The organism is Nocardiopsis sp. TNDT3, from assembly GCF_003427465.1.
GTDB classification, from domain to species: Bacteria; Actinomycetota; Actinomycetes; order Streptosporangiales; family Streptosporangiaceae; genus Nocardiopsis; species Nocardiopsis dassonvillei.
The window spans coordinates 1-1465 of sequence record NZ_QPFC01001199.1 but is presented as its reverse complement, the minus strand read 5'-3'; the positions used below and the strand labels follow the sequence as shown (position 1 = coordinate 1465).

2 protein-coding genes are annotated in these 1465 nt (G+C 74.4%); both read left to right on the top strand.

Annotated features, from left to right (window positions below):
• On the top strand, positions 1-754 hold a 754-nt coding region (locus DQW06_RS25770), incomplete at its 5' end, for an inositol monophosphatase family protein (RefSeq protein ID WP_117199464.1).
• Positions 755-818: 64 nt separating this feature from the next.
• Complete coding sequence (locus DQW06_RS25765) at positions 819-1334, top strand: hypothetical protein (protein ID WP_013154795.1); 516 nt, start codon at positions 819-821, stop codon at positions 1332-1334.
• The last annotated feature ends 131 nt before the right edge of the window (positions 1335-1465 follow it).

Genomic DNA, 1465 nt, shown 5'->3' with positions numbered 1-1465 from the left:
CGACGACATCGCGCTCAAGCGCTTCCGGGCGCTCGACCTCGTCGTCGACACCAAACCCGACTTCACCCACGTCACCGAGGCCGACCGGATGGTGGAGGAGACGCTGCGCGGCGTGCTCTCCCGCGCCCGGCCCCGCGACGCCGTGGTGGGCGAGGAGTACGGCAAGACGGGCAACAGCAACCGGGTGTGGGTCATCGACCCCATCGACGGCACCGCGAACTACGTCCGCGGCGTCCCGGTGTGGGCGACCCTGATCGCCCTGCTGGAGGGGGACCGCCCCGTGGTGGGCGTGGTCTCGGCCCCGGCGCTGTACCGCCGCTGGTGGGCCTCCCGGGGTGGCGGCGCCTGGCAGGGCCGCAGCCTGTCCAAGGCCTCGCGCTGCCACGTGTCCAAGGTGTCGGAGCTGTCGGAGGCCTCGCTGAGCTTCGCCTCGCTGACCGGCTGGGAGCAGCAGGGCCGCCTCGACTCCTTCCTCGGTCTGACCCGCTCGGTCTGGCGCACCCGCGCCTACGGCGACTTCTGGTCGCACGTGATGGTCGCCGAGGGCGTCGTGGACATCTCCGCCGAGCCCGAGCTGTCGCTGTGGGACGCCGCGCCGCTGCCCGTCATCCTGGAGGAGGCGGGCGGACGGGCCACCAACCTGCGCGGCGAGGGCTTCGAGGACGGCGGCCCCCTGGTGTGCACCAACGGGGAGATCCACGACCAGGTGCTGACCTGGCTCAACGGCGGCCCCACCCCGCTGCGCCGCGTCTGAGCCCCACCCCCGGGCACGACAGCGGGTACACGGGTGAGCACCGTACGTAGTAACGTGCGGTGGTGTGCTGAACACGACACCCCTGCGGGCCGTCCTGTGCGCGGCCGCGGTCCTGCTGGCCACCGCCTGCGGCGGTGGCCACGGGCACGGTCCCGGACAGCTGGGCGAGATGATCGCCGACACCGTGCGCTCCTCCGTACGGGGCGAGGGCCCCGGCCTGGGCGTCCCCGACACCGCTTTCGACCCCGCCAGGTACCTGTGCGTGCCCGCCGTGGACGGCCGGACCGCCCGCCTCTGGCGCACCGAGGCGCCGCGCACGGCCGCGGACGGCCCCGTCGAACTGGGCGTCCTGGCGCCGGAGGACGCGGACACCGACTCGGTGACCGTCTCCGTCATCGGACCCCGCGGCGGCACCGCCGCCACCGAGGCGGCGGTCTCCCCCGGCGAGTGGACCCGCGTGCGCTACCCCGACGACTTCGAGGGAGCCGGGGGCGACCCCTCCACCGGGGTGCACACGGTGGTCTGGTCGGACACCGGCTCCGGGACGCCGCTCACCTGCGACGGCTTCGAGGCGGTCTGAGGCCCGGGTCGCGCCGCGTCCCCAATCACCCCTCCCCCTACGCACAGCCCGAAACGGCGGCCCGAAATTCGCGCCGCCGGGTTGAACCGAAACCGTCCCCCTGCGGGCCGTCCTGTGCGCGGCCGCGGTCC